Raw genomic sequence first — 26366 nt, forward strand, 5'->3', positions numbered from 1 at the left:
CCCTCGCGCTGCCAGGAGCCGGTGCCCGGACGCACCGGCTCCTCGGCATGTCAGGCCAGGTCGTCACGGGTCACGAGGCGGTAGCGCGTACGCCACTTGGCGCGCGAGCGCACCAGGATGTCCTCCATCACGCACACCCGCAGCAGCTTCGACTCGCCGCCGCGCGGGGTGACGTAAACCAGCGCGTAGCAACGGGTGTTGAGCGTGCCGTCCGGCTGTGGCATCAGGTCGAGCATGCCGATCCAGTGCCGGGTCTGTTCGCCGGTGCGGGCGGCCTGGGACTTGTTGCGGCGTACGTTCGCGGCCAGTTCGGCGCGTCCGTGCACCGGCCGGTCCAGCGTCGGCACATTGAAGACGGCGTCCTCCGTGAACGTACCCGCCCAGCGGTCGGCGTCGAACGAGTCGAAGAGCTGCATCTGGTGCGCGTAGAACTGCTGGACCTGCGGATACACCACGCCGATGTCGATCGCCTCGGCGACCGTGCCGGGGCGGCTGAGTGTCTCGGTGGCCATGGACCACTCCTTCGTACCGTCGGAGCCCTGTTCGGATACGGACACTCTCTGTGGCACAGATTGAGCGGCCTTCGAACATTCCTCAAGCGCGGCGACGGACGGTGGGCTGTGCACCCAAAGAAGCACCAACGAACACCCAACGAACACCCAACGAACCACCAACGCACCGACCGCAGCACCGTCGAGCCGGAGGAGACAGCGTCGTGCCGAGCTTCACGTATCCGGATGTCCCGCTGGACGGCCTCCTTCGCACGGCGGCCGACCGTGACCCGGACGGCATCGCCCTGCGTACGGCGGGCGGCTCGGACACCCCGGTCACCTACCGGGAGCTGGACGAACAGGCCGACCGCGTCGCCGAGTTCCTGCACCGGGAGACCAAGGGCAGAGGCGGCGTACGCATCGGCGTGACCAACGTCCTCGACCCGGTCTTCGCCGCCACCTACTACGGCACCAGCCGCAGCGGCGGCGTCGTGGTCCTCGTCAACCCCCTGATCAGGGAAGAGGGTCTGCGGCACGTCTTCGCCACGGCCGGGGTCGAGGTGGCCTTCGTGCCCACGCCCACGGCCGAGCTGCTCACCAAGATGCGCGGCGCCCTGCCGAAGCTGCGCACCATCGTGGTCACCGACGCGGCGGACGGCGTGGTCCCGGCGGACGCGGTGCCCCTGCACACGGTCGTACGGGAGCAGGGCCGCCCTCGCCTCCAGCAGGGCCACACCGTCGCGCCCGACTCGGTGGCCTGCGTGCAGTACACCACCGGCACCACCGGCCGCCCCAAGGGCGTCCTGCTCACCCACCGCAACCTGGTCGCCAACGCCCGCCAGACCGCGCTCGCGCACCGGCTGACCCGCACCTCGGTCACCCTCAACCACCTGCCGCTGCACCACGTGATGCACTTGAACTCCGCGGTGTACGCGGGCGCCTGCCAGGTCCTGTGCCAGGACCCGGACCCGTTCGCCTCGCTGGCCGCGGCCGCCGCGGCCGACGCCACCCACTACTTCGGGCTGCCCGCGCGGCTGCACCGGCTGGCCGCCGACAAGCGGCTCACCGGCGCTCCCCAACTGCCGGGAGGGCCGCACCTGACGGCCGTGCTCTCCGGCGGCTCGGGCCTGCGGCCGGAGGCGGCCCGCACCCTGCGCGCCCGGCTCGGCGTCCCCGTCATCCAGGGCTACGGCATGGCCGAGCTCTCCCCGCTCACCCACTGCCAGCGCCCGGACCGCTACCGCTCGGGCTCGGTCGGCACCGCCGTGCCGGGGACCGAGTGCCGGCTCGTGGAGATCGGCACCCGCACCCCCGTCGACATCTGGTCCACCGGCGAAGTGCAGGTCAGGGGCCCGCAGTTGATGGCCGGCTATCTCGGCGAGCAGGGCTGTCCGCGGATCGACGCGGACGGCTGGTTCGCCACCGGCGACGTCGGCTACCTCGACGACGAGGGAGAGCTGTACCTCGTCGACCGGCTCGTCGACATCTTCAAGTACGACAACGAAATCGTCTCCCCGAGCCAGATCGAGCAGATCATCGCCGAGGACCGGCGCGTCGCCGACTGCGTGGTAGCCGACTGGCCCGACCCCGTGCACGGCGGCATCGTCTGGGCGGGCATCGTGCTGCGCGACGACGCGGCGCAAGAGACGTACGGATGGGACGACACCCGAGACGGCATCGGCATCCTCGACGTCCTCGACTCGATCACCCAGCGCGCCAACGAACGCCTCGCGCACCACGAGCAGATCCGGCTCACCGAGGCCCTGGAAGCGATACCCCGCACACCCACCGGCAAGCCCGAACGCCGCGCTCTCAGACAGCAGTTGAAGACCCGCGCCGCCGCCTGACGGCCGCCCGCGACCGAACCGAGACCCAAGGAGTAACACCGTGGTGACCTTCGTCAACAAGCTGACCGTGCACGGCGACATCGACACCTTCCTCGACGTCAAGGGCAAGCTCACCGCCTACATGGCCGCCCAGCCCGGCTACGTCAGCCACCAGACCCTGCGCCACGCGGGCGCGCCCCACGTCTATCTGGAGCTCGCCGTCTGGCAGGACGCCGCCGCCCACGGCAAGGCCGTGCGCAGCGAGGAGTTCCAGTCCCTGGTCAAGGGCCTCGGCCCGCTGGCCACCCCCGACCCGGGCCTGTACGAGACCGTCGAGGACAGCGCGTGAGCGGCCCCCGCGCACAGCGCCACCCGGAGGTCCTCGTCGTGGGCGCGGGGCCGGTCGGCCTGACCACCGCCCACGAGCTGGCCCGCCGCGGCCTCAAGGTCCGGCTCGTCGACGCCGCCCACGGGCCCGCCCGCACCAGCCGGGCCGTCGCCACGCACCCGCGCACCCTGGAGACGTACGACCAGATGGGCGTCGTCGACGACATCCTGCCCCGGGGCCGGCAGAACCGTGCCTTCACCATGTACGCGAAGGGGCGCCGCCTGGTGCGCCTGGACGCCGACTACCGCACGATGCCGACGTCGTACCCCTACACGCTGGTCATCCAGCAGACCGAGACCGAGGCCGTGCTGCGCGACGCCGTCGCCCGGCACGGCGTCGAGATCGAATGGGGCGTACGGCTCACCGGCTTCGAGCAGGACGAGCACGGCGTGCGGGCCCGGCTGAGCACGGCCGACGGCACCGAGGAGAGCGTCGAGGCGTCCTGGCTGGTCGGCTGCGACGGCGGACACAGCACCGTACGCAAACTCCTCGGTCTCGCACTGCTCGGCGAGACCAGCGAGACCTGGATGCTCGCCGACGCCCCCGTCACCACCGACCTGCCGCCCGACACCATCTACTGGACGCACACCGGCGGCCAGGCGCTGATGATGGTGCCCTACGCCCGCGACGGACACTGGCGGCTCCTCGACACCGCGCCCACGGACCGCGCGACCGACCCGCGCGGCGTCGAGGAGCAGCTGACCGCCAAGCTCTCCGCGGGCCTCGGCCGCCCGGTGCACGTCGGCGAGGCCGAGTGGACCTCGGTCTTCACGTTCCAGCAGCGCATGGTGGAACGGATGCAGCGCGGCCGCGTCCTGGTGGCCGGTGACGCCGCCCATGTGCACAGCCCCGCCTCCGGCCAGGGCATGAACACCGGCATCCAGGAGGCGTACAACCTCGCCTGGAAGCTGGCATCGGTCCACCAGGGCCATGCAGGGCGGGAGTTGCTCGACACCTACAGCGAGGAGCGGGTGCCGATCGGCAAGGCGCTCCTCGGCGCCACCCGCACCGCCACCTTCCTGGTCCAGCTGAAGAACCTGCTCGCCTCGGTCATGCTGCCGGTCGTCTTCACGGTCGTACGCAATGTGCCGGTGCTGCGCCGCGCCATCCAGCGCAAGGTGCTCGGCGGCATGTCCGGACTGCGCATCGGATACGCCGACAGCTCCCTGACCACTTCCCGCGTCAGGCGCTCCGAGCGGGGCGCCGGACCCGTGCCGGGCGAGCGCGTCACCGCCGCGGCCGTGCACGCCCCCGAGGACCGGGGCTGCCGCGGACTCCACGGCGAACTACGCGATCCGCGCTGGTCGTTGCTGCTCGCCACGGGCGGCACCGGACCCGGCGACGTGCCCCAGGGCGTGGCCATCACGGCAGCGGTCCAGTACGCCGAGTGGCTCTCGGTGCGCACCGTCGGCGGCACCGACGGGCCCGCCCCGCTCGCCGACCCCGACAGCCGGCTGCGGGGGGCCCTCGGTCTCGCACCGGGCGGCTGGCTGCTTGTCCGCCCCGACGGCTATGTCGCCGCGCGCGGCGCCGTGCTCTCCCGGGGCGCCCTGGGCCGGGCACTCGCCCCGATCGGCGCACTCGCCCCCCTCGCGGAACCCGCCCGGGTCGAACCAGGACCCCAACTCCCCGTACCCGCCCACCGGCTGAAGGAGCAATGACGTGTCCGGCAACCAGCCTGTCGCCCTGATCACCGGGGCCACCAGCGGCATCGGCCTGGAGGTGGCCCGCCAGCTGGGCCACGCCGGCCACCGTGTCTTCCTGTGCGCCCGCACCGCCCTCGACGTCAAGCAGACGATCGCCGACCTCACCGACGAGGGCCTGGACGTCGACGGCATGGTCGCCGACGTCCGCTCCCCGGAGTCCGTGGCGGCCGTCGTGCGCGCCGCCGTCGAGCGGTACGGGCCCCTCACCGTCCTGGTCAACAACGCGGGCCGCAGCGGTGGCGGCGTCACCGCCGACATCGCCGACGAGCTCTGGTACGACATCATCGACACCAACCTCAACAGCGTGTTCCTGATGACGCGCGAGGTGCTCAAGAACGGCGGCCTGGCCGACTCGCCCCAGGGCCGGATCATCAACATCGCCTCCACCGCAGGAAAGCAGGGCGTCCTGCTCGGTGCCCCCTACAGCGCCTCCAAGCACGGCGTCGTCGGGTTCACCAAGGCGCTGGGCCGGGAGCTCGCGCCCACCGGTGTCACCGTCAACGCGGTCTGCCCCGGCTACGTCGAGACGCCGATGGCGGAGCGGGTGCGCAAGGGGTACGCCGCCGCCTGGGACACCACGGAGGACTACGTCCAGGAGCAGTTCGAGGCGAAGATCCCGCTCGGCCGCTACTCGACGCCCGAGGAAGTCGCCGGTCTGGTCGGCTACTTGGTCTCCCCGCCCGCCGCCTCCATCACCGCGCAGGCGCTCAATGTCTGTGGCGGTCTCGGCAACTTCTGAGCCGGTTCGAGCGCCCTTCGAGCCTGCCTCGAGTCGGTGCGCGTCCCATCGGAAGTTCGCGCTCTGATCCCCCTACCGGAACCTGAGAAAAGAGGTGTTGGCCATGACGGGTCAGCGAGTGCACCGTACGTCCCACGCGGTCGAGGTGGCCGCGCCGGCCGGGGTGGTCTACGGATTGATCTCCGACGTGGAGCAGTGGCCGCTGTTCTTCCCGCCGAACGTGCATGTCGAGCGGCTCGAGTTCGACGGCACGAACGAGCGGCTGCGGATGTGGGCCGTCGCCAACGGGGAGATCAGGTCCTGGCTCTCGCACCGGGTGCAGGACCCGACGGAGCGGATCATCCAGTTCCGTCAACAGAACCCGCAGAACCCGGTCGAGACGATGAACGGGACCTGGATCGTCGAGGAGCTACCCGGCGGCGACAGCCGGCTCACCCTCCTGCACGACTACACGGTGGTGGGCGACCAGGCCGCGAACGTGGAGTGGGTCGAGCGGGCCATCGACACCAACTCCCGTGCCGAGCTGGGCAATCTGCGACGGATCGCCGAGCGCTGGACCAAGTTCGACGAGCTGATCCTCTCCTTCGAGGACACGGTCCGCGTCAACGGCCCCGCCGAGCTGGTCTACGACTTCCTCTACCGGGTCGGCGACTGGCCCGACCTCGTCCCGCACGTGTCGAGCCTCGAGCTGACCGAGGACGCCCCCGGCGTGCAGGTGATGAAGATGGACACCCGCACCGCGGACGGCTCCACACACACCACCGAGTCGGTACGGATCTGCTTCCCGCACGCGGGACGCATCGTCTACAAGCAGACCGCGACGCCCGCCCTGATGGACGCGCACACCGGCGAGTGGTCGGTGCTGCCCGACGAGAGCGGCGTGACGGTGAGCTCCCAGCACAGCGTCGTGCTGCGCGAGGAGGCCGTCGAGCAGGTGCTCGGCGCGGGCGCGGACCTCACCCGGGCCCGCCGCTACGTACGCGAGGCGCTGGGCCGGAACTCCACGGCGACGCTCCAACTGGCCAAGCGGCACGCGGAGTCGGCGATCCGCGTCCTGTGACCCGTCGCGGGGCGCCGCCACGCCCCGCGCCCTGCGGTCCGTGTCCTTCGGTCCAGGGTCCGCGCAGGTCGTACGCCGTACGCCGGTCGTCATCCGCTCTCGCGCATACGTCATCCACCGGCCGCCCCGGTGACCACCAGAAGCTTCTGCAATCCGGTGCGGCCTCGTCCACTGCTGCTCCGGTCCCGCTCTAGCCGTCCTGGCGAGGGTGGGGTGACCACGGACATTCAAGGAGTGGCATGAGCCCCTACACGATCAATGCCGAGGAGACGTCTGCCGCGGCGGGTCCGCCGGCCGAGCCCGTGCTGTGGCACCTCGCGCTGGTCAGCGGGCCCGACGGCACCTCCCTCGACTCCGCGACCGCCGGCCTCAAGGCCCGGCTCGCCGCCGCCGCGCCCGCGGACGCGCCGACGCGGATGTACAACATCGGCACCCCGGACGGCAGCCACCGCGGCGCGGTCCTGGCCGGCGAGGGCACCGCAGCCGAACTGGGCGCCAAGGAGCCCGGCGAGTCCACTGCCCCGGTCGCCTTCATGTTCCCCGGCCTCGGCGACCACTACCAGGACATGGGCCGCGACCTGTACCGCGACTTCCCCGTCTTCCGGGCGGCCGTGGACAGTTGTGCCGAGGCCCTGGCCCCCGAACTCGGCCTGGACATACGGGAAGTGGTCTTCCCCGACCCGACCCCGGAACAGCCCACCGCGCCCGTCGTCGACCTGCGTCGCATGCTCGGGCGGGACACCGGCCCGCAGAGCGAGAACGAGCGCCGTCTGAACGCCACCCGGCTGGCGCAGCCGGCGCTCTTCGTCATCGAGTACTCCCTGGCCAAGCTCTGGGAGTCGTGGGGCACCAAGCCCGCCATGATGATCGGCTACAGCCTCGGCGAATACGTCTGCGCGACCCTCGCCGGGGTGCTGTCCCTGAAGGACGCGCTGACCCTGGTGGCCCGCCGCGCCGCGCTCATCGACGAGCTGCCCAAGGGCTCCATGCTCGCCGTGATGCTGCCGGAGGACGAGCTGCGGCCGCTGCTGTCCGTCGGCATCTCGCTGTCCGCCGTGAACGGCCCGGAGTTCTGTGTGGCGGGCGGCCCGACCGAGGCCATCGCCGGTCTCGAGCAGCGCCTCACCGCGCAGGGCGTGGTCTGCCGCCGCGTCACGACGACCCACGCCTTCCACACCCAGATGATGAGCTCGATCACCGGTCCGCTGACCGAACTCGCACGGACGCTGACGCTCAACCCGCCGCGCATCCCGTACATCTCGAACGTCACCGGCGCCCCGATCACCGACGCGCAGGCCACCGACCCGGGGTACTGGTCGCAGCACCTGGTCAGCCCGGTCCGCTTCGCCGACGGGCTGCGGGCCGTCGGCAACGGCCCGCTGCTCCTGGAGACCGGCCCCGGCCAGACCCTGTCCAGCATGGCCACCGTGGTCCGCGGCAGCGAGGCGGGCACCATCGTCGCCGCGATGCGCCACCCGCTGGAGCGCCACTCCGACTCGGCCGTCGCGCTCAAGGCCCTGGGCCGCCTCTGGCTCGCGCACGCCGACATCGACTGGGACGCCTTCCCCGCCGCCGAGCTGATCGCCGAGCCGGACGCCGCCGTCCCGGACGCGCCGGGCGCGAGCGCGCACGAGGCCTCCGCCACCGAGGCCGAGCTGCACGGACTGTGGGCCAAGCTGCTGAAGACCGAGCAGCAACTCCCGTACGACATCGGGTTCTTCGAGGTAGGCGGCAACTCGCTGCTCGCCTCCCGGCTGATCCTGCGGATCAACCGCACCTTCGGCGTCGAGCTCACCCTGCGCCAGGTCTACGAGTGGTCGACGCTCACCCGGATGGCCGCGGCGATCGACACCCTGAAGGCCGGCGGCGAGCTGATCCGCGAGGACGACGCGTCCTCGCACACGGCCGGCTCCCAGGCCCGCTTCCGGCTGCCCAACGGCCTGGAGATCTCCCACCAGAACGAGGCGGAGACCCTCCACTTCTACGAGGACATCTTCGACCACCGCACCTACGCCAAGAACGGGATCTCCATCCCGGACGGCGCCACGGTCGTCGACGTCGGCGGCAACATCGGCCTGTTCACGCTCTTCGCCCACTACGAGGCGAAGGACGTCCGGGTCTTCACCTTCGAGCCGGCCCCGCCGATGTTCAAGCTGCTCAGCCAGAACGCCGCCGAACACAACGTGAACGCCCAGCTGTTCAACATCGGCATCTCCGACAGCGAGAGCCAGGCGCAGTTCACCTTCTACCCGCGCAGCTCCGGCATGTCCTCCTTCCACCCCGACGAGGCGGAGGAGAAGCACAACCTGCGCACCATCATCGCCAACCAGCAGAAGACCACCGCCGACGCGGACGTCGCCGAACTCACCTCGCACGCCGAGGAATTGATGGACGTCCGCTTCGAGGCCATCGAGTTCACCGCCACGCTGCGCCCGCTGAGCGCCGTGATCCGGGAGCAGGGCATCGAGCGCATCGACCTCATCAAGATCGACGTACAGAAGAGCGAGCGCCAGGTCATCGACGGCATCGCCGACGAGGACTGGCCCAAGATCCAGCAGATGGTCCTGGAGGCGCACGACGCGGACGGCGAGGTGGCCCGGCTCGTCGCGCTCCTGCAGAGCCGCGGCTTCACCGCCAGGGCCGAGCAGGACGAGCTGTACGTCGGCACGGACATCCACAACATCTACGCCGTACGCGGCACTCGCTAACGGAGTCGTACGCATCATGGAATTCGCCACGGTAGGAGTGGTCGGCGCCGGTGTGATGGGCGTCGGCGTCGCACAGAACCTCGCCCAGACCGGTCATCAGGTGGTCCTGGTCGACGTTTCCGACAAGGTGCTCGAGGACGCCCGCAAGGAGCTGCGCACCAGCCTGCGCACGTACGCCCTGTTCAACAAGGGTTCGGGGGTCGACCCGAAGGCGGTCTTCGAGAAGATCGAGTTCACCACCGACTACGAGCTGCTCGCCAAGTCCGACTTCGTCGTCGAGAACGTCACCGAGGACTGGGGCATCAAGCAGCAGGTGTACGACCGGATCGACAAGATCGTCCGCCCCGAGGTGACCTTCGCCGTGAACACCTCGGCGATCTCCATCACCCGCGTCGGCTCCATCACCGAGCGCCCCGAGCGGGTCGTCGGCATGCACTTCATGAACCCGGTCCCGATGAAGCCGATGGTCGAGGTGATCCGCGGCCACCACACGACGCCCGAGACCATCGACACCGCCCGCCGCTTCCTCGCGGAGATGGGCAAGGAGTGCATCGTCGTCGAGGACGTGCCCGGCTTCGTCTCCAACCGCGTCCTCATGCTCACCATCAACGAGGCGGCCTTCCTGGTGCAGGACGGCGTGGCCCCCGCCAAGGACGTCGACCGCATCTTCACCTCGTGCTTCGACCACCGGATGGGCCCGCTTGAGACCGCCGACCTGATCGGCCTCGACACCATCCTCAAGTCGGTCGAGGTGCTCTACGAGAGCTTCAACGACAGCAAGTACCGGCCCGCCCCGCTGCTCAAGAAGATGGTCGCCGCCGGCCTGCTCGGGCGGAAGAGCGGCGAGGGCTTCCACAAGTACAGCTGAGTGACGCGGCTCGGCGCACCCATCCATCCGACGACGACAGGACGGAAGAGAAATGAGCACGGACACCAGGGCCAGGATCGCGGAGTATCTGTCCCGCTTCTTCCCGGTGCACGACCTCAAGGACGACGACAACATCTTCGAACTCGGCTTCGTCAGCTCGATGTTCGCGATGCAGCTCGTCTCCTTCGTCGAGCACGAGTTCGGCATCACGGTCGAGAACGAGGACCTGGAGCTCGAGTACTTCCAGTCCATCAGCGCACTCGACTCCTTCGTCACCCGCAAGCTGTCCGCCCCCGTACCCCACTGAGCAAGAGAGCGGACGCGACGACGATGACCAGCATGCTCACCGCGGAACAGGCCCAGGCCGCCAAGGAGTTCCGGGACTTCGCCGACCGCGAGATCGCACCCCACGCCGACGCGTACCACGAGGCGCAGCGCACCCCGCCCGAGACCATCCGGCTGCTCGCCGACGAGGGGCTGCTCGGCCTCCCGGTGCCCGAGCAGTACGGGGGCGGCGGCTGCGACGCGGTGACCCTCGGGCTGCTCGCCGGCGAACTGGGCCGTGCCTGCTCCTCGGTGCGCAGCCTGCTCACGGTGCACACGATGGTCGCCCACGCCGTCAACCGCTGGGGCGGGCGCGCCCTGAAGGACACCTGGCTGCCCCGGCTCGCCAGTGGAGAGCGGATCGGCGCGCTCGCCGTCTCCGAGCCGGGCGCCGGCAGCGACGCGGCGGGCGTGACCACCACCCTCACCAAGGACGGCGACGACTGGCTGCTCGACGGCCACAAGAAGTGGATCACGTACGGGGAGAGCGCCGACGTCTTCGTCGTCGTCGGCCGCACCGACGCCGGGCCCACGGCCCTGCTCGTCGAACGCGACACCCCCGGCGTACGCACCGAGCTCATCGAGGACCTGATCGGCATCCGCGCCTCGATGACCGCCAACGTGTATTTCGACAACTGCCGGATCCCGGGCGCCAATCTGCTCGCCCGGCCCGGCCTCGGCGTCTCCCACGTCGTCGGCGCCGCCCTCGACCTCGGCCGCTACACCGTCGGCTGGGGCTGCGTCGGCATCCTCGACGCCTGCCTCGACGCCAGCGTCGACTACGCCAACAGCCGGGTCCAGTTCGGCTCCCTCATCAAGGAACACCAGCTGGTCAGACGAATGATCAGCAACATGTACACCGACGCGCACGCGGCCCGGCTGCTCTGCCTGGAGGCCGGCCGGCTGCGCGACCGGCACGATCCCGGTGCGCTCGCCGCCACCTCGACGGCCAAGTACTTCGCGGCCACCGCCGCGACCCGGGCCGCCGCCGACGCCGTACAGATCCACGGCGCCAACGGCTGCAGCTCCGACTATTCCGTGCAGCGCTACCTCGGCGACTCCCGGGTCATGGAGGTCATCGAGGGCAGTTCGCAGCTTCACCAAGTGGGCCTGGCCGAGTACGCGTTCCAGGAACGGGCGCTGAGGAGTGTGCGATGACGACGACCGTCAAGTGCGTGGTGTGGGACCTCGACAACACGGTGTGGGACGGGGTGCTCCTGGAGGACGGCGACGTCAAGCTGCGGCCCGTCGTCGTCGAGGTGCTCCGCACCCTCGACGAGCGCGGCATCCTGCACGCGATCGCCAGCCGCAACGACCACGACGCGGCCATGGCCAAGCTGACCGAGTTCGGGATCGCCGAGTACTTCCTGCACCCGCAGATCAACTGGGGCAACAAGTCCGCCTCCGTCCGGGCAGTCGCCGAGGCGATCAACATCGGCATCGACACCCTGGCGTTCGTCGACGACCAGCCCTTCGAGCGCGACGAGGTCCGCTTCGCGCACCCCGAGGTGCTCTGCATCGACGCCCTCGACGCCGAGCGCATCCCCGAACTGCCACAAATGCAGCCGCGGTTCGTCACCGCCGACAGCCGTGAGCGCCGCCACCTCTACCGCGCCGACATCCGCCGCAAGGAGGCGGAGGAGACCCACGAGGGCACCGACGAGCAGTTCCTCGCCTCCCTCGGCATGCGCTTCACCATCGCGCCCGCCCAGGAGCGCGACCTGCAGCGTGCCGAGGAGCTGACGGTGCGCACCAACCAGCTCAACGCCACCGGATACACCTACTCGTACGACGAACTCGATGCCTTCCGCGTCTCGCCCGACCACGAACTCCTGGTCGCGGGCCTGGAGGACACCTACGGCACCTACGGCAAGATCGGCCTCGCCCTCGTCGAGCGCGGCGCCGACGCCTGGACGCTGAAGCTGCTCCTCATGTCCTGCCGCGTCATGTCCCGAGGCGTCGGCTCCGTCCTGCTCAATCACTTGATCCGCAGCGCCCACGAGGCCGGCGCCCGGCTGCGCGCGGAATTCGTGCCCACCAGCCGCAACCGGACGATGTTCGTCACCTACAAGTTCGCCGGCTTCCGCGAGGTCGCCAAGGACGGCGAGGTGTCGGTGCTCGAGCACGACGGGACCCGGGTGCCGGAGTTCCCGGCCTACATGGACGTCACGGTCGAGCGCTGACCCGCGCGCACCCCTTTTGCGAAGTCCCGGAACGAGACGGATGGCGGAGATGAACTCCCAGGCGAACGAGGACCGGCTTCGGCGAGCCATGGCCGCCGTCCTCCAGCTCCAGAAGCGCAACGCCGAGCTGGAGAACCAGCGCTACGAGCCAGTGGCGATCGTCGCCATGTCCTGCCGGCTGCCCGGCGGCGTCCGCACCCCGGAGGACTACTGGCAGCTGCTCGACGACGGCCGCGACGCCATCGGCCCGCTGCCGGCCCGCTGGGACGGTCTCGACCTGTACGACCCCGACCCCTCGGCGATCGGCAAGAGCTACGCCCGCGAAGGCGGATTCCTCGACGGGCTCGACGAGTTCGACGCCGCCTTCTTCGGGGTGTCCGCGCGCGAGGCCCTGTCCATGGAGCCGCAGCAGCGCCTCGTCCTGGAGGCGTCCTGGGAGGCCCTGGAGCGCGCCGGGATCCGGCCCGACGCCCTGGGCGGCAGCCGGACCGGCGTCTATCTGGGCGCCATGCGCTCCGACTACGACACCGGCAACGCGCCCCTGGAGAGCTTCGACGGCTACCAGGGCACCGGCATCCAGAGCAGCGTCGTCTCCGGCCGCGTCTCCTACGTCCTCGGGCTGCAGGGCCCGGCCCTGACCCTGGACACCGCCTGCTCCTCCTCGCTGGTCGCCGTGCACTCCGCAGTCGCCGCACTGCGCAGCGGCGAGTGCGATCTGGCCCTCGCCGGCGGTGTCACCGCGATGGCCTCGCCGGCCATGTTCGTCGAGTCCAGCAGGCTCGGCGCGATGGCCCCCGACGGGCGCTGCAAGAGCTTCTCCGCACGGGCCGACGGCGCCATCTGGTCCGAGGGCGTCGGCATTCTCGTCCTCAAGCCGCTCAGCGCCGCGCAGCGCGACGGCGACAAGGTGCTCGCCGTGATCCGGGGCTCCGCCGTCAACCAGGACGGCCGCAGCCAGGGCCTGACCGCGCCGAACGGACCCGCGCAGCAGCGCGTCATCCGCGACGCCCTCGCCGCCTCCCGGCTCACCCCCGCCGACATCGACGCGATCGACGCCCACGGCACCGGCACCCCGCTCGGCGACCCCATCGAGGCGGGCGCCCTCGCGGAGGTCTTCGGGCCGGGCCGTGACTCCGAACTGCCCGTCTGGCTCGGCTCGTCGAAGTCCAACATCGGCCACACCCAGGCCGCGGCCGGCGTCGCGGGCCTGATGAAGATGGTCCTCGCCCTGCAGCACGAGTCGCTGCCGCGCACCCTGCACGCCGACGAGCCCAGCCCGCACATCGACTGGGCCGACAGCGGCCTGCGCCTGCTCCAGGAACCGCGCCCGTGGCGGCGCGGCGAGCGGGTGCGCCGGGCCGGCGTCTCGGCGTTCGGCATCAGCGGCACCAACGCGCACCTGGTGGTCGAGGAGGCCCCCGCGCCCGCCCCCGTCACGGTCGACGCCGACGCGACCACCCCCGCCGAAGCGCCCGAGACCGCTGAACTCCCATCGTCCGCAAGGCCGTTGTTGCTTTCCGGCCACGACCAGCAGGCGCTGCGCGCACAGGCCGGCCGCTGGGCGCAGTGGCTCACCGAGCACGGCGACACCCCGTGGCAGGACGTCCTGCGCACCGCCGCGCTGCACCGCACCCACCTCGAAGCGCGGGCCTCCGTCGTCGCGGGCGACGCCGACGAAGCGGCAGCGGCCCTGACCGCGCTGGCCGAAGGCCGCCCGCACCCCGGCGTGGTGACGAGCTCTGCCCGCGACCGGGGCAAGGTCGCCTTCGTCTTTCCCGGCCAGGGCTCGCAGTGGCTGGGCATGGGCCGCGCCTTGATCGCCGAGAACGAGGTGTTCCGGACGGCGATCGCCGAGTGCGACGAGGCGCTGCACCCCTGGACCGGCTGGTCGGTCATGGACCTGCTGACCGAACCCGAGGGCGAGGAACTGCCGTCGTTCGAGCGGATCGACGTGCTGCAGCCCGCCCTGTTCGCGGTGATGATCGGCCTCGCCGCCGTCTGGCGCTCCCTCGGCGTGGAACCCGCCGCCGTGGTCGGCTCCAGCCAGGGCGAGGTGCCCGCGGCCGTGGTGGCCGGGGCGCTCAGCCTGAAGGACGGCGCACGGCTCGCCGCGCTGCGCTCCCAGGGTCAGCGCCGCGAGTGCAGCGGCCGCGGCGCGATGGCGCTCATCGAGCTGCCGGTCGACGAGGTCGAGGAGCTGATCGCCCCCTACGGCGCCGCCCTGTCGGTCGCGGTCGTCAACACGGCGGGCTCGACGGTCATATCCGGCGACGTCCCGGCCGTGGAGCAACTCCTCGGCGAGATGGAGGGCCGCGAGGTCTTCTGCCGGCGCATCCAGTCGGACACCGCCGGGCACAGCGCGCACATCGACCCGATGCTGCCCTGGCTGCGTGAACAGCTCACCGACCTGCGGCCCACCGCCCACAGCATCACCTTCTGCTCGACCGTGACCGGCGAGGTCATGGACGGCACCGCACTCGACGCCGCGTACTGGTGCCGCAACCTCCGCGAGACCGTACGCATGGACCGCGCCCTCGACCGCCTGGTGGCCGACGGGTACGGCGTCTTCGTCGAGATCAGCCCGCACCCGATCCTCGGCATGCCGCTGACCGCCGCCACCGCCGACGCACACGGCGCCGTCGTCGGCAGCCTGCGTCGCGACGCCGACTCCATGTCCCAACTCATGCTCTCCCTCGGCACGTTGCACGCCCAGGGCCATCAGGTCGACTGGACCCGGATCCTCGGCACCGCCCCGCGCAGTGCCGCCGTCGCGCTGCCCACGTACGCCTTCCGGCGCACGTCCTACTGGAGCGACTTCGCCGGCTACCGAGAGCTCGACCCCGCCGAGCGCGAGGCGCTGCTCCGCAAGCGCCAGGAGCAGCCCACCGGCGCCACCGAAGGGCCGGCCGCACTGCGCGCCCGCCTCCGCGCGCTCGACGAGGACGCCCGCCACGCGAGCCTCACCGAGGTCGTGCGCGAGGAGGCCGCCGCCGTCCTCGGCGCCCCGGAGCCGGTCCCCGCCGACAAGCGGCTGCAGGAGCTGGGCCTCGACTCGATCATGGCGCTGCAGCTCCGGAACCGGCTCTCCGACCTCACCGGCGCCACCCTGCCGGCCAACCTCGCGTTCAAGCACCCGACCCCGCACGACGTGGCCGGATACCTCATCGAGCACGCCCTGGGCGAGATCGAGGGTGCCCCCGCCGCGCCGCCCCTGCAGCGCGCCGAGGAGCGCGCGGTGCACCCGGCGACCGACGGACAGCGCCGGCTGTGGTTCCTGGAACAGATGCAGCCCGGCAGCGCGCAGTACAACACCCCGCTGCTGCTGCGCACCGCCCGCCGCCTCGACGCGGACGCCTTCACCGCCGCCCTGCGCCACGTGATGGACCGTCATGAAGCGCTGCGCACCGGCCTGGAGATGCGGGACGGCGCACTCGTGCAGGTCGTCCACGGCGAGTACGACCTGCCCCTCGCCCACGAGGACCTTTCGGGCCTCGACGAGCAGCAGCTCGACGCGCGCGTCCGGCACGAGGAGCGCATCCCCCTCGCGCTGAACGGGCCGAGCATGCTGCGCTGCCTGCTCGCCGACACCCACGACGGCGGACAGCTGATCGGCCTCTTCCTGCACCACGCCGTCACGGACGGCTGGTCCCTGTCGCTGCTCACCCGCGAACTGTTCGACACCTACACCGCGCTGGTGGACGGCCGCGATCCGCAACTGCCCGAGATCTCCTACCAGTTGGGCGACTACGCCGCCTGGGAGCAACGCGCCCTCGCCGAAGGCCACTTCGCGCCCTCGCTCGACCACTACGCGACCGAGCTCGAAGGGATGGGCCGACTCGAACTGCCACCGGCCGCTCGCGTCGACGGCGCGGACGGCGTCGACGGCACGGACGCCCACGACGGCACGGTCGGCTTCACGATCCCCGCCGAGCTGAGCACCGGCCTCCAGGACCTCGCCGCCCGCGCCTCCCTGACTCCGTACACCGTGTACGCGAGCGCCTTCGCGGTGCTGCTCGCCCGCACCACCGGGTCGTACGACTTCGGACTCGGCACGGTCTGGGCCAACCGCCAACTCCCGGGCGTGGAGGGCACGCTCGGCTTCCTCGTCGGCACCCTGCCGCTGCGCTGCGACCTCACCGGCGACCCGACCTTCGACGAGCTGCTCGCCTCGACCGCGCCCCGGATCCTCGGCGTGCTCGACCACCAGGACGTACCGCTCACCGAGATCCTCAAGGTCGCGGGCGGTGAGCGCACCGGCGACGAGAACCCGCTGTTCAGCGCCGTCTTCAACTACCGGGCCAACACCTTCCCCGACCTGGGCGAGGGCGACACCGGCTGGACCCACCTGCCCGGAGCGGCCGTGGGAGGCGGGCCGCGCGGCGTCGCCAAGTCCGAGATCGGCATGACGATCGCCCCGGCGGACGACGGCCTGCGCGGCGAACTCGAATTCCTGCCCGGCGTCCTCGACCGGGCCTCGGCCCACCGCCTGGTGGCCAACTTCCGCACCCTGCTCGCTTCCCTCGTCGAGGGGCACGACCGCCCGATCAGCGAACTCCGCGTCATCGACGAGGCGGAGGCGTCCTGGCTGGCCGAGACCGGCGGCACCTCCGCGGCCGAGGTCACCGATGACACCGCGATCCGCCGCATCCTGCACCAGGCCCACCGCACCCCGGACGCGACCGCCCTGATCACCGACGCGGGCGAGGTCTCCTACCGCGACCTGGTGCTCCGCGCCTCCGCGATGGCCGGACAGCTGCGCTCCGCGGGCGTCACCGGCGAGACCCTGGTCGGCATCCATCTGCCGCGCTCCGCCGACCTGGTGGTCGCGGTCCTCGCCACCTGGCTGGCCGGCGGCGCCTACGTACCGATGGACCCCGACTACCCCAAGGCCCGGCTCGACCACGTCATCCAGGACAGCGGCCTCGACGTCGTCGTCTCCACCCGGGCGGGCTCCGCGGACATCGCGGACGACCGCATCCAGGTGCTCCTCGCCGACGCGCTGCCCGCCCCGGCGCCCGACGCCGACTTGGCGGACATCGAGGCCGCGGCGGCCCTCTCCGACCTCGCGTACGTCATCTACACGTCGGGCTCGACGGGCAAGCCGAAGGGCGTGCAGCTGGAGCACGCCCAGTTCGCCAACTTCTGCTCCGCCATGGACGAGCGGGTCGGCGGCGGCCCCGGCGACACCTGGCTCGCGGTGACGAGCCTGTCCTTCGACATCTCCACCCTGGAGCTGCTCTGGACCCTGACCCGCGGCTACCGCGTGGTCGTCGCCGAGGGCGGCCCGGCCCGCTGGGCCGACCAACTGCCGTACGCGCCCACCCATTTGCAGTGCACCCCGTCGCTCGCCCGGATGCTCCTCGCGGACGCCGACGGCCGGGCCCTCGTACAGGGCCTGGACCGGATGCTGGTCGGCGGCGAAGCCCTCGACCGGGGCCTCGCCCGCAAGCTCCTGCGGCTGTGCCCGGACGGCCTGATGAACATGTACGGGCCCACCGAGACCACCGTCTGGTCCGCCGCCTGGAACGCCGTACCCGGCGAAGTCGCCCTCGGTGAACCGCTGTTGAACAACATCCTGTACGTACTCGACCCTCAGGGCCGCAGGGTCCCGCGCGGCACCCGGGGCGAGCTGTACATCGGTGGCCTCGGGGTCGCCCGCGGCTATCTGCACCGCCCCGAGCTGACCGCGGAACGCTTCGTCGACGACCCCTTCGCCGACGCGCCGGGCGCCCGGATGTACCGCACCGGCGACGTGGTCCGCCACCGCGCCGACGGCACCCTGGAGTTCTGCGGCCGGGCCGACGCACAGGTCAAGCTGCGCGGGCACCGCATCGAGCTGGGCGAGATCGAGGCCGTCGCCGGCGAGCACCCGGCCGTCGCCGAATGCGCCGCCGTGGTCCGCGAGGACATCGCCGGCGACCCCCGGCTCTGCCTCTACTGGGTGCCGGCCGCGAACCGCACCGCTCTCGACGAGGACCTGCTGCGCCACGCCGCCGAGCGGCTGCCCGCAGCCATGGTCCCGGGCCGCCTCTTCCGCATGGAGGAGCTGCCGCACACCCCGAACAAGAAGGTCGACCGGGGCGCCCTGCTCGCCCTGCCCGCACCGACCGAGTCGCGGCCGCGGCCCGCCGTCACCGGTGACGACGTCGAGGCGCTGGTCACCGGCGCCTGGACCGAGGTGCTCGGGCACGGAGACATCGACCCGGACCGCGGCATCTTCGACCTCGGCGCCAACTCCATGACCGCCCTTGAAGCGCACAAGCTGATGTGCGCCGGGCTCGGCCGCGAGTTCCCGCTCTCCGTCCTGTTCCGCTATCCGACCGTCCGCCAGCTCGCCGCCCATCTGCGTGACGAGGGCCAAACACCGCTCCCCGGACCGGAGTTCACCGGGCGCAAGCGGTCCACGGAACAGGACGCGGTCGCGATCGTAGGCATGGCGGTCCGGCTGCCCGGCGCCCCCGACGTCGACGCCTACTGGCACAACCTGCGCCACGGCATCGAGTCGATCACCCACTTCACCGCGGAGGAGCAGCGCGCCGCCGGCATCGGCGAGGACCTGCTCGGCCACCCCGACTACGTACCGGCCAAGGGAGTCGTGACGGGCGCCGACCTCTTCGACGCCGAGTTCTTCGACTGCTCGCCCGCCGAGGCCGAGATCATGGACCCGCAGCACCGGCTCTTCCTGGAGTGCTCCTGGCAGGCCCTCGAACACGCCGGGGTGCGGCCCGCCTCCTTCGACGGCAGCGTCGGCGTCTTCGCGGGTTCCGGCGGCGCCCAGTACGCGGGCGCCGAAGAGGCCACCGAGATGTCGGACGTCTACCGGCAGATGGTCGGCACGAAGAACGACTTCCTCGCCACCCGCGTCGCCCACAAGCTCAACCTGCGCGGCCCCGCCCTCACCGTCCAGACCGCCTGCTCGACCAGCCTGGTCGCCACCCACCTGGCCCGCGAGTCCCTGCTGCGCGGCGAGTCCGACATCGCCCTCGCGGGTGGCTCCTCCCTTGCCCTGCCCCTCGAACTCGGGTACCTCCACCAGGAAGGCCTGGTCTTCTCGCCGGACGGCAAGTGCCGCGCCTTCGACGAGAAGGGCGCGGGCACGGTCCTCGCCGACGGTGTCGGCGTCGTCGTCCTGCGCCGGCTCTCCGACGCCCTCGCCTCCGGCGACCACATCTACGCGGTCATCCGTGGCAGCGCCATCAACAACGACGGCTCCAACAAGGTCGGCTTCACCGCGCCGAGCGTCGCGGGCCAGGCCCGGGTCATCGCGGCCGCGCAAGCCGAGGCCGGGGTGAGCCCCGACACCGTCGGCCTCATCGAGGCCCACGGCACGGCCACCGCCCTGGGCGACCCCATCGAAGTGCAGGCGCTGCAGCAGGTGTTCGCGGCCGCCGAGCGGGCGGAGCCCTGCGCGATCGGCTCGGTGAAGACCAACATCGGCCACACCGACGCCACCGCGGGCGTCGCCGGACTCATCAAGGCCGCGCTCTGTCTGCACCGCGGCGAACTCGTGCCCAGCCTCAACTTCGAGAGCCCGAACCCCGAGATGGGGCTCGACCCCAATCTGTTCTACGTCAACACCGAGACCAAGCCGTGGGAAGCCCAGGACGGACCGCGCCGGGCCGGCGTCTCGGCCTTCGGCCTCGGCGGCACCAACGCGCATGTCGTGCTGGAGGAGCCGCCGCTGTGGGAGCCGGGGGAGTCCGCCGAGACGGCCGCGCCCACGCCGCTTCCGGTGGTGGTGTCGGCGCACAGCGAGGCCGCGCTCGTCGAGCAGGCGGGACGCTGGGCGTCCTGGCTCGACGCCAACCCCGGCGTACGGCTCCACGATGTCGCCGCCACCGCTGCGCGGCACCGCACGCACTTCGCCGCCCGGGCGAGCGTGAGTGCCGCGTCGGTCGAGGAGGCCGTGGCCGGGCTGCGGTCCCTGGCCGAGGGGGTGCCGCATCCCGCGGTCGCCCAGGGCACGGCCGCGCGGCGCGGCAAGACGGTGTTCGTGTATCCGGGGCAGGGCTCGCAGTGGGCCGGGATGGGGCGTGAACTCCTCGCGCAGAGCGAGGTGTTCGCCCGGACGATCGACGCCTGCGATGCGGCGCTCCGCCCCTTCACGGGCTGGTCCGTGCGGGACGTACTCGCAGACCAGGGCGCAGACCCGAGTGCAGACCAGGGCGCGGACCGCCCGCCGCTGGACCGGGTGGACGTGGTCCAGCCCGCCCTGTTCGCGATGGCCGTGGGCCTGACCGCGTTGTGGCGTTCCCTGGGTGTGGAGCCTGCCGCGGTGGTGGGGCACTCGCAGGGCGAGGTCGTTGCCGGTGTGGTGAGCGGTGCTCTCACTTTGGAGCAGGGGGCGCAGATCGTGGCCCGTCGCTCGCACGCGGTCCTCGCGTGCGCCGGCCAGGGTGGCATGGCTCTGATCGAGCGTCCTGTGGCCCAAGTCGAGGAGTTCCTGGCCCCGTACGGCGATGCGCTGTCCGTCGCGGCGGTGAACACGGCTGGCTCGACGGTGATTTCAGGTCAGGCCGCAGAGCTGGACGCGCTGGTGGCGGATCTTCAGGCGCAGGACGTATACGCCCGGAAGATCAACGTCGACTACGCCTCGCACAACGCCCAGATGGACCCCCTCCTCCCCGCCCTCGCCGAGGACTTCGCGGGCATCGTGCCCAAGGCCACGGACATCGCCTTCTACTCGACAGTGACCGGACAGATCGCCGACGGCGCCGAACTCGACGCCACCTACTGGTGCCGCAACCTCCGCGAGCCGGTCCGCTTCGACCAGGCCCTCGACCGGCTGCTCGACGACGGACACCACGTGTTCGTGGAGATCTCCGCCCACCCCGTGCTCGGCATGCCGCTCACCGACGGCAGCGCCGAACGCGGTGGCGTCGTCGTGGGCTCGCTCGCCCGCGAACAGGGCGGACTGTCCCGACTCCTGTACAACGCGGGCGAGTTGCACGTCCAGGGCCACGCCCTCGACTGGGACCGCGTCCTCGGCGCCGACGCCACAGCCGTCGTGCCGCTGCCTTCCTACGCCTTCCAGAGCGAGCGGCACTGGCGGGAGCAGGCCCTCCCCGGCCGTGGCGCGGCCAAGGGACAGGGCCAGGCGTTCTGGGACGCCGTGAACTCGGGCGAGGCGGACCGGGTCGCGGAGCTGATCGGTGCCCCCGAGCAACTGCGCGAAGGCGTCGCCCAGTTGATGCCGCTGCTCACCGAGTGGCTGCAACGACAGACCGACGAGGCGTCCCCGGGGCAAGGCCGCCGGAGCGCCGCAGGAGACCCCGGATTCCATGACCGGCTCCTCGCGCACGACGAGGAGGAGCGCCTCGCCCTGGTGCTCGGCCTGCTGAAGGACGAGATCGCCCCGGTGCTCGGCCTGGCCGCCGGGGACATCCCCGACGCCCAGCCGCTCGTCCAGCTCGGCATGGACTCCCTGATGGCGGTCGGCCTGCGCGCCCGCATCACCCGGATCACCGGCGCCCAGGTACCGACCCGGCTCGTCCTGGGCGAGGCCGGATGCGTCGGCATCGCGCGGACGGTCATCGCCAAGGTGCTGCCCGAAACCGCCGAGGCCCAGGCCGACGCGGCCGGCCCGGGAAGCTGGCTGCGGACCATGAAGCCGGTCCTGCAACCGCGCGCCAGGATCGTCTGCGTCGCCGGAGCAGGCGGCACCACCGCCGCCCAGGTCCCGCTGATCCGGATGCTCCCGGACGACGTCGAGCTGCTGGCCGTACAGCTGCCGGGCCGGGCGGAGCGCGCCCTGGAACCCGCCGCCACCGACATGGGCGCCGTGGTGCGGGGCATCGTCGGCGAACTCATGGACCGGGACCCCGTACCGACGGTGTTGTACGGGCACAGTCAGGGATCCTGGCTGGCCTGGGAGCTAGCCCACGCACTGGCCGACCGGCCCGACGGGCCCGCGCTCACCTTCGTACCGGCCTGCGGTCTGCCGCCCAACTCGCCGCCGCCGCCCGGCATGCGGCACATGGAGGAGCTGGCCAAGTCCCTCGAAACTATGAGCTTCGAGGACCTGGCGGCAGCGCTCGTCGGCATCCTGCCCGACGCCATCCTGGCCAGCGAAGAACTCCTCACCGACTATCGCGAGGCGCTGCGCGACGACCACGTCCTGGCCCTCAGCCACCGGAATTCCATGGAGAACGACTCCAGGGACGCCCTGCGCATTCCCGTCCACGCCATTTCCGCGACGGACGACCCGGTCCTCCCGGCCGAACACGTGCAGGCCTGGCAGGAATACACCCGCGGAGACTTCGTGCACCGGACCATCGCCGGAAGTCACGCGGCTCCGATCGAGAACTACGAGGCGATGGCCGCAGAACTCCTGCGCGCCATTCCGGAGACCCCAGGAGACGACAATGCCTGACATCGTGCGGCCGGACGGTGCACACATCCACTACGAGGTGAGCGGCTCCGGCGAACCGGTGCTGCTCCTCGCCCCCGGGAGCGTGCACAGCGAGACGGCGGCGTGGGAGACGAACTTCTACCACCCCGTGCCCGAACTCGCGCCGCACTTCCAGGTCATCGCCATGGACCAGCGGCACGCCGGCCGCAGCCCGGCCCCCGCCGCCCCGTTCTCGTACGAGCAGACCGTCGCCGACCAACTGGCCGTCCTCGACGAGGTCGGCGTAGACCGCGTCCATGTCGTCGCGGCCGGGATCGGCTGTGCGCACGCCTGGCGGCTCGCCGCCGAGGCACCCGAGCGGATCCTCTCCGTGGTGGCCCAGGAGCCCGTCGGCCGCGACGGCACCAACACGCTCGGCGACTTCTTCGGCCTCTTCGACGAGGCGATGCGGCTGCCGCGCGCGGCCTCCTTCGACGACCCCAAGACCGAAGGACTCGGCGCGGTGATCGAGGCGGCCGCACAGGACGGCAGCTTCGCGCGGAACCCGGCCGCGGGGCCGTTCGCACAGCGCCTGCACGACGACGCGGAATTCCACGACGAGTTCCTGGCCCTGCGGCGCGAGCGGTACATCACCACGCTCGTGCGCTACCGCGACGCCATCTTCCCGGCCGACTCCGCCTACTTCTCCGTGCCGGAGGGCAACATCGCCGCCTTCCCGGCGCCGCTTCTCGTGCTCCCCGGAACAGGCGGCCGGCAGCCGGAGTCGATCGCCAAACGCATTGCGTCCGAGGCACCTTCGGCCCGCCTCGTCGACGCCGGTTTCGACGCCCCGGCGAAGCAGTCGGAAACGGTCGAGACCGTCGTCGCATTCCTCAGCCAGAACAACCCGAAGTAAAGGAGGCCGGGCCCGACATGAACGCAGTAGCGGAAATCGACGTCACCAGCGACTCGCTGTACTACGAGGACCATCCCTGGGCGGAACTCGCCACACTGAGGCGGGAGTCACCCGTCCACTGGTACCAGCAGCCGGGGTACGAGCCGTTCTGGCTGATCAGCCGGCACGAGGACATCGCCTGGGTGTCCCGCAACACCGAGTTCTTCTCGCACCAACAGCGCATCGGCGTCGAGACCCCCGACGAGATCGACCCGTGGGAGATCGAGCGCGAGCGCCGCGCCGGGCTCTACGGCCACCCGGCCGACTACCCCGTCGGCCTCGGCCTCATGGACGCCCCGCTGCACACGCAGGTCCGGGCCGCCATGTACCCCTGCTTCACGACCAAGGCCTCGGAGGCCAGGTCCGAGCGGCTCGCCGAGCTCTCCAAGGGCTATGTGGCCGACTTCCTGAAGACCCTGGACGAGCGCGGCACCGCGGACGTGGCGTACGAGCTCTCCGCGCTGCTCCCGCTGGCCGTCATATTCGAGCTCCTCGGCATACCCGAGGAGGACTGGGACGAACTCTTCGAGTACCACAAGGACACCGCCACCGCCTTCCACACGGACTTCGCGACGGCGGACGGCCAGCAGGCCATGCAGCGCTTCATGCGCGCCATGGGCGCCCTCGACGAGTACTTCTCCGCCCTGGTACGGCGGCGGATGGAAGAGGGCGGCGAAGGCGGCACCGACGTGCTCAGCCGCCTGGTGCAGGCCACCGTGGACGAGCAGCCGCTCGCCTTCCACGACATGTCGTACATGCTGTTCAACCTGGTCCAGGCGGGCAACGGCACCACCCGCAACGTCATCGCCGGCGGCATCCGGGCGCTGCTCCAACACCCCGACCAGCTCCAGAAGTTGATCGACGACCCGTCGCTCCTCGACAGTGCGGTCGACGAGATCATCAGGTACACCTCGATCGCCGTGACGTTGGTACGCACCTGCGTCAAGGACACCGAGATCGGCGGCCAGAAGATCCGCAAGGGCGAGACGGTCGCCCTGTTCTACCCGTCGGGCAACCGGGACGAGGACGCCTTCTCCGACCCGAACGCCTTCGACATCACCCGCAAGCCGAACCGGCACGTCTCCTTCGGCGGGAACGGCATGCACCGCTGCGTCGGTGCCGCGCTGGCCCGCGAGGAGATCAAGGCCATGTTCAAGGTCCTCGTCCCGGTGCTGCCGACGCTCGAACTGGACGGCGAGGTACGCCAGCTGGTCCTGCGGATGGTCATCCTCGAGTACGCGAAGCTCCCGGTGCGCCGGAAGGAGAAGTGACATGAGCATCACCGAGGCGGAGACCACCGCCGACACCACCGACACCCTGGCCGCCATGCGGGCGGCGGGCTGCCCGGCGGCCGCTGCCGCAGCCGCCGCCGAGGCGGAGGCCGAGGACACCTCCGATCTCCTCGACCCCTCGCCCACCGGGGAGTTGATCGACGGGCGCCCGCGCCCCACCACCCTCGACGAGTACGCGGAGGGCGACGAGTCCGACCGCAGGGTCGTGCTCGGCTGGCTGGGCCCCGCCTTCGACGAGACCGGCGAGCTGCGCGGACCGCTGCCCGCCAGCTACGTGGTCGCCGAGTCCAACGGCTGGCCCAAGAAGGAGGGCGAGGCGGAGGCCGCCAAGCTCAACGAGGCCCTGCTCACCGACTTCTTCGAGCGCGACGGACTCCTCGGCGCGGTCTTCGGCGTGTCGGACAAGAACTGGAACAGCTCGCGCGCGCTCACCATCTGGGAGGACAACGCCTCCCTGGACGTCTTCCTCAACAGCGAGGAACACCAGCACGCCGTACGCCGCATGAAGGACATCGCGTACACGTGGGAGGGCATCCGCTGGACCAGCGACAGCCCTGAGCTGCCCACCTTCGACGATGTGGCCGCCAAGCTCGCCGAGCAGCGCGCGGAACGACGGAAGCAGCGCGCCGAGCGCGCCGAACGCAGGAGGAACAAGCAGTGACCACCGCCACCCTCACCCAGCAGGACGCGCTGACCGCCCACCTGGTCCGCGACCTCGACCTCACCTACGAAATGGTGCTGACCCTCATGGAGGGCTTCACCGACGAGACCGCGCGCACCGCCCCCGACGGCCAGCTGCCCGCCCTGTGGTACCTCGGACACCTCATGTGCTCCAAGGACTACGTGGCGTACCTCTACGGCGAGGACGGCATCCTCACGCTGGACGGCCAGTTCTACGCGGACTGGTCCGACGACTGCGCCCATGTGAACTTCACCGACGCGCCCCCGCTCGACGAGATGCTCGCCCTCTACAAGGGAACGCATGCCAGGCTGCGCACCGTCGTCGAGAACCTCACGGTCGAGGACCTGCACCGCAAGACCGAGCGCGAGATCACCGCACCCCTCGACGCGTACTGGATGGAGCGGCTCTCCACGCTGGGCTGGGCGCTGTCCCTGGTGCAGATGCACGACGCCTACCACGGGGGCATGCTGGCCGCCCTGCGCCAGCGCCTCGACATGAGCGTGCCCTTCTAGGAGCGCTGCCGGACCCGGCCTGCCGGACCTCGTACGGTGCCTGTGCCGGGCCCGGCCCGCCGGACCTCGTACGGTCGTCGACGGACCTCGTACGGCCGCCGAGTTCGACCCACGCTCAAGCGGCCGGAACCATGATGACGCCGTGGCATCGCCCGAGTTCCGACTGCTGCCGCCGGCCCGACCGGCACTCCCCGGCACCACACCGGCCACGTCACGTGGGCTCAGGCCCGCTCGTGACGTGGCCGGTCCCGTTCGACCCGCTGTCTCCCTCGCTGCCGCTGGGACTTGCGACCCGCGCCCGA

16 protein-coding genes are annotated in these 26366 nt (G+C 71.3%); 15 read left to right on the forward strand and 1 reads right to left on the reverse strand.

The genetic code is table 11. From position 1 onward, the window contains the following. Nucleotides 1–50: 50 nt before the first annotated feature. A complete protein-coding gene (locus OG430_RS46560) occupies nucleotides 51–512 on the reverse strand; it encodes a nuclear transport factor 2 family protein (RefSeq protein ID WP_327358787.1) in 462 nt (153 codons plus the stop codon). A gap of 203 nt (nucleotides 513–715) precedes the next feature. Here OG430_RS46560 and OG430_RS46565 point away from each other — a divergent pair, with 203 nt between their 5' ends. The 15 genes from OG430_RS46565 to OG430_RS46635 all read left to right on the forward strand — a co-directional run bounded on the left by OG430_RS46565 (nucleotide 716) and on the right by OG430_RS46635 (nucleotide 26064). Further along, nucleotides 716–2338 (forward strand): class I adenylate-forming enzyme family protein, encoded by a 1623-nt coding sequence (locus OG430_RS46565; protein WP_327358788.1) that lies wholly within the window; start codon nucleotides 716–718, stop codon nucleotides 2336–2338. A 40-nt stretch (nucleotides 2339–2378) separates the two neighbouring features. Next, the gene (locus OG430_RS46570) at nucleotides 2379–2666 is read left to right on the forward strand and encodes an antibiotic biosynthesis monooxygenase family protein (RefSeq protein WP_327358789.1); all 288 of its coding nucleotides are present in this window, start codon (nucleotides 2379–2381) and stop codon (nucleotides 2664–2666) included. Further along, nucleotides 2663–4366 (forward strand): FAD-dependent oxidoreductase, encoded by a 1704-nt coding sequence (locus OG430_RS46575; protein WP_327358790.1) that lies wholly within the window; start codon nucleotides 2663–2665, stop codon nucleotides 4364–4366. Before OG430_RS46570 ends, OG430_RS46575 begins: the two co-directional genes overlap by 4 nt. 1 nt (nucleotide 4367) lies before the next feature. Beyond that, on the forward strand, nucleotides 4368–5150 hold the full coding sequence (locus OG430_RS46580; RefSeq protein WP_327358791.1) for an SDR family NAD(P)-dependent oxidoreductase: 783 nt from the start codon (nucleotides 4368–4370) through the stop codon (nucleotides 5148–5150). Between the two features lie 103 nt (nucleotides 5151–5253). Then, on the forward strand, nucleotides 5254–6210 hold the full coding sequence (locus tag OG430_RS46585; RefSeq protein ID WP_327358792.1) for an aromatase/cyclase: 957 nt from the start codon (nucleotides 5254–5256) through the stop codon (nucleotides 6208–6210). Between the two features lie 239 nt (nucleotides 6211–6449). Further along, nucleotides 6450–8918, forward strand: a complete 2469-nt coding sequence (locus OG430_RS46590) for an FkbM family methyltransferase (protein ID WP_327358793.1) — start codon at nucleotides 6450–6452, stop codon at nucleotides 8916–8918. A 13-nt stretch (nucleotides 8919–8931) separates the two neighbouring features. Then, nucleotides 8932–9786 carry a 3-hydroxyacyl-CoA dehydrogenase family protein gene (locus tag OG430_RS46595; RefSeq protein ID WP_327359490.1) on the forward strand — a complete coding sequence of 285 codons (855 nt, stop codon included), beginning with the start codon at nucleotides 8932–8934 and terminating at the stop codon, nucleotides 9784–9786. Between the two features lie 52 nt (nucleotides 9787–9838). Beyond that, nucleotides 9839–10093: an acyl carrier protein gene (locus tag OG430_RS46600; RefSeq protein ID WP_327358794.1), complete on the forward strand. Its 255-nt coding sequence runs from the start codon at nucleotides 9839–9841 to the stop codon at nucleotides 10091–10093. A gap of 32 nt (nucleotides 10094–10125) precedes the next feature. Continuing rightward, nucleotides 10126–11268, forward strand: coding sequence for an acyl-CoA dehydrogenase family protein (locus OG430_RS46605; RefSeq protein ID WP_327358795.1), 1143 nt, complete (start codon nucleotides 10126–10128; stop codon nucleotides 11266–11268). Continuing rightward, nucleotides 11265–12293 (forward strand): HAD-IIIC family phosphatase, encoded by a 1029-nt coding sequence (locus OG430_RS46610; RefSeq protein ID WP_327358796.1) that lies wholly within the window; start codon nucleotides 11265–11267, stop codon nucleotides 12291–12293. Before OG430_RS46605 ends, OG430_RS46610 begins: the two co-directional genes overlap by 4 nt. Nucleotides 12294–12342: 49 nt before the next feature. Further along, on the forward strand, nucleotides 12343–22665 hold the full coding sequence (locus OG430_RS46615) for a non-ribosomal peptide synthetase/type I polyketide synthase (protein ID WP_327358797.1): 10323 nt from the start codon (nucleotides 12343–12345) through the stop codon (nucleotides 22663–22665). Beyond that, on the forward strand, nucleotides 22658–23539 hold the full coding sequence (locus OG430_RS46620; RefSeq protein ID WP_327358798.1) for an alpha/beta hydrolase: 882 nt from the start codon (nucleotides 22658–22660) through the stop codon (nucleotides 23537–23539). Before OG430_RS46615 ends, OG430_RS46620 begins: the two co-directional genes overlap by 8 nt. 17 nt (nucleotides 23540–23556) lie before the next feature. Beyond that, nucleotides 23557–24849: a cytochrome P450 gene (locus tag OG430_RS46625; protein ID WP_327358799.1), complete on the forward strand. Its 1293-nt coding sequence runs from the start codon at nucleotides 23557–23559 to the stop codon at nucleotides 24847–24849. A gap of 1 nt (nucleotide 24850) precedes the next feature. Then, entirely contained in the window at nucleotides 24851–25531 is a 681-nt protein-coding gene (locus tag OG430_RS46630; RefSeq protein ID WP_327358800.1) for a hypothetical protein, read from the forward strand. Beyond that, complete coding sequence (locus tag OG430_RS46635) at nucleotides 25528–26064, forward strand: DinB family protein (protein ID WP_327358801.1); 537 nt, start codon at nucleotides 25528–25530, stop codon at nucleotides 26062–26064. The genes OG430_RS46630 and OG430_RS46635 overlap by 4 nt, the downstream gene beginning before the upstream one ends. Nucleotides 26065–26366 lie beyond the last annotated feature (302 nt).

Source organism: Streptomyces sp. NBC_01304, assembly GCF_035975855.1.
In the GTDB taxonomy this organism is placed as follows: Bacteria; Actinomycetota; Actinomycetes; order Streptomycetales; family Streptomycetaceae; genus Streptomyces.

Bases quoted from the DNA above. Each gene is read 5' to 3' on its own strand.
- OG430_RS46615 (WP_327358797.1), top strand. From the start codon at position 12,343: ATGAACTCCCAGGCGAACGAGGACCGGCTTCGGCGAGCCATGGCCGCC.
- OG430_RS46610 (WP_327358796.1), top strand. From the start codon at position 11,265: ATGACGACGACCGTCAAGTGCGTGGTGTGGGACCTCGACAACACGGTG.
- OG430_RS46605 (WP_327358795.1), top strand. From the start codon at position 10,126: ATGCTCACCGCGGAACAGGCCCAGGCCGCCAAGGAGTTCCGGGACTTC.
- OG430_RS46560 (WP_327358787.1), bottom strand. From the start codon at position 512: ATGGCCACCGAGACACTCAGCCGCCCCGGCACGGTCGCCGAGGCGATC.
- OG430_RS46590 (WP_327358793.1), top strand. From the start codon at position 6,450: ATGAGCCCCTACACGATCAATGCCGAGGAGACGTCTGCCGCGGCGGGT.
- OG430_RS46585 (WP_327358792.1), top strand. From the start codon at position 5,254: ATGACGGGTCAGCGAGTGCACCGTACGTCCCACGCGGTCGAGGTGGCC.
- OG430_RS46600 (WP_327358794.1), top strand. From the start codon at position 9,839: ATGAGCACGGACACCAGGGCCAGGATCGCGGAGTATCTGTCCCGCTTC.
- OG430_RS46625 (WP_327358799.1), top strand. From the start codon at position 23,557: ATGAACGCAGTAGCGGAAATCGACGTCACCAGCGACTCGCTGTACTAC.
- OG430_RS46630 (WP_327358800.1), top strand. From the start codon at position 24,851: ATGAGCATCACCGAGGCGGAGACCACCGCCGACACCACCGACACCCTG.
- OG430_RS46620 (WP_327358798.1), top strand. From the start codon at position 22,658: ATGCCTGACATCGTGCGGCCGGACGGTGCACACATCCACTACGAGGTG.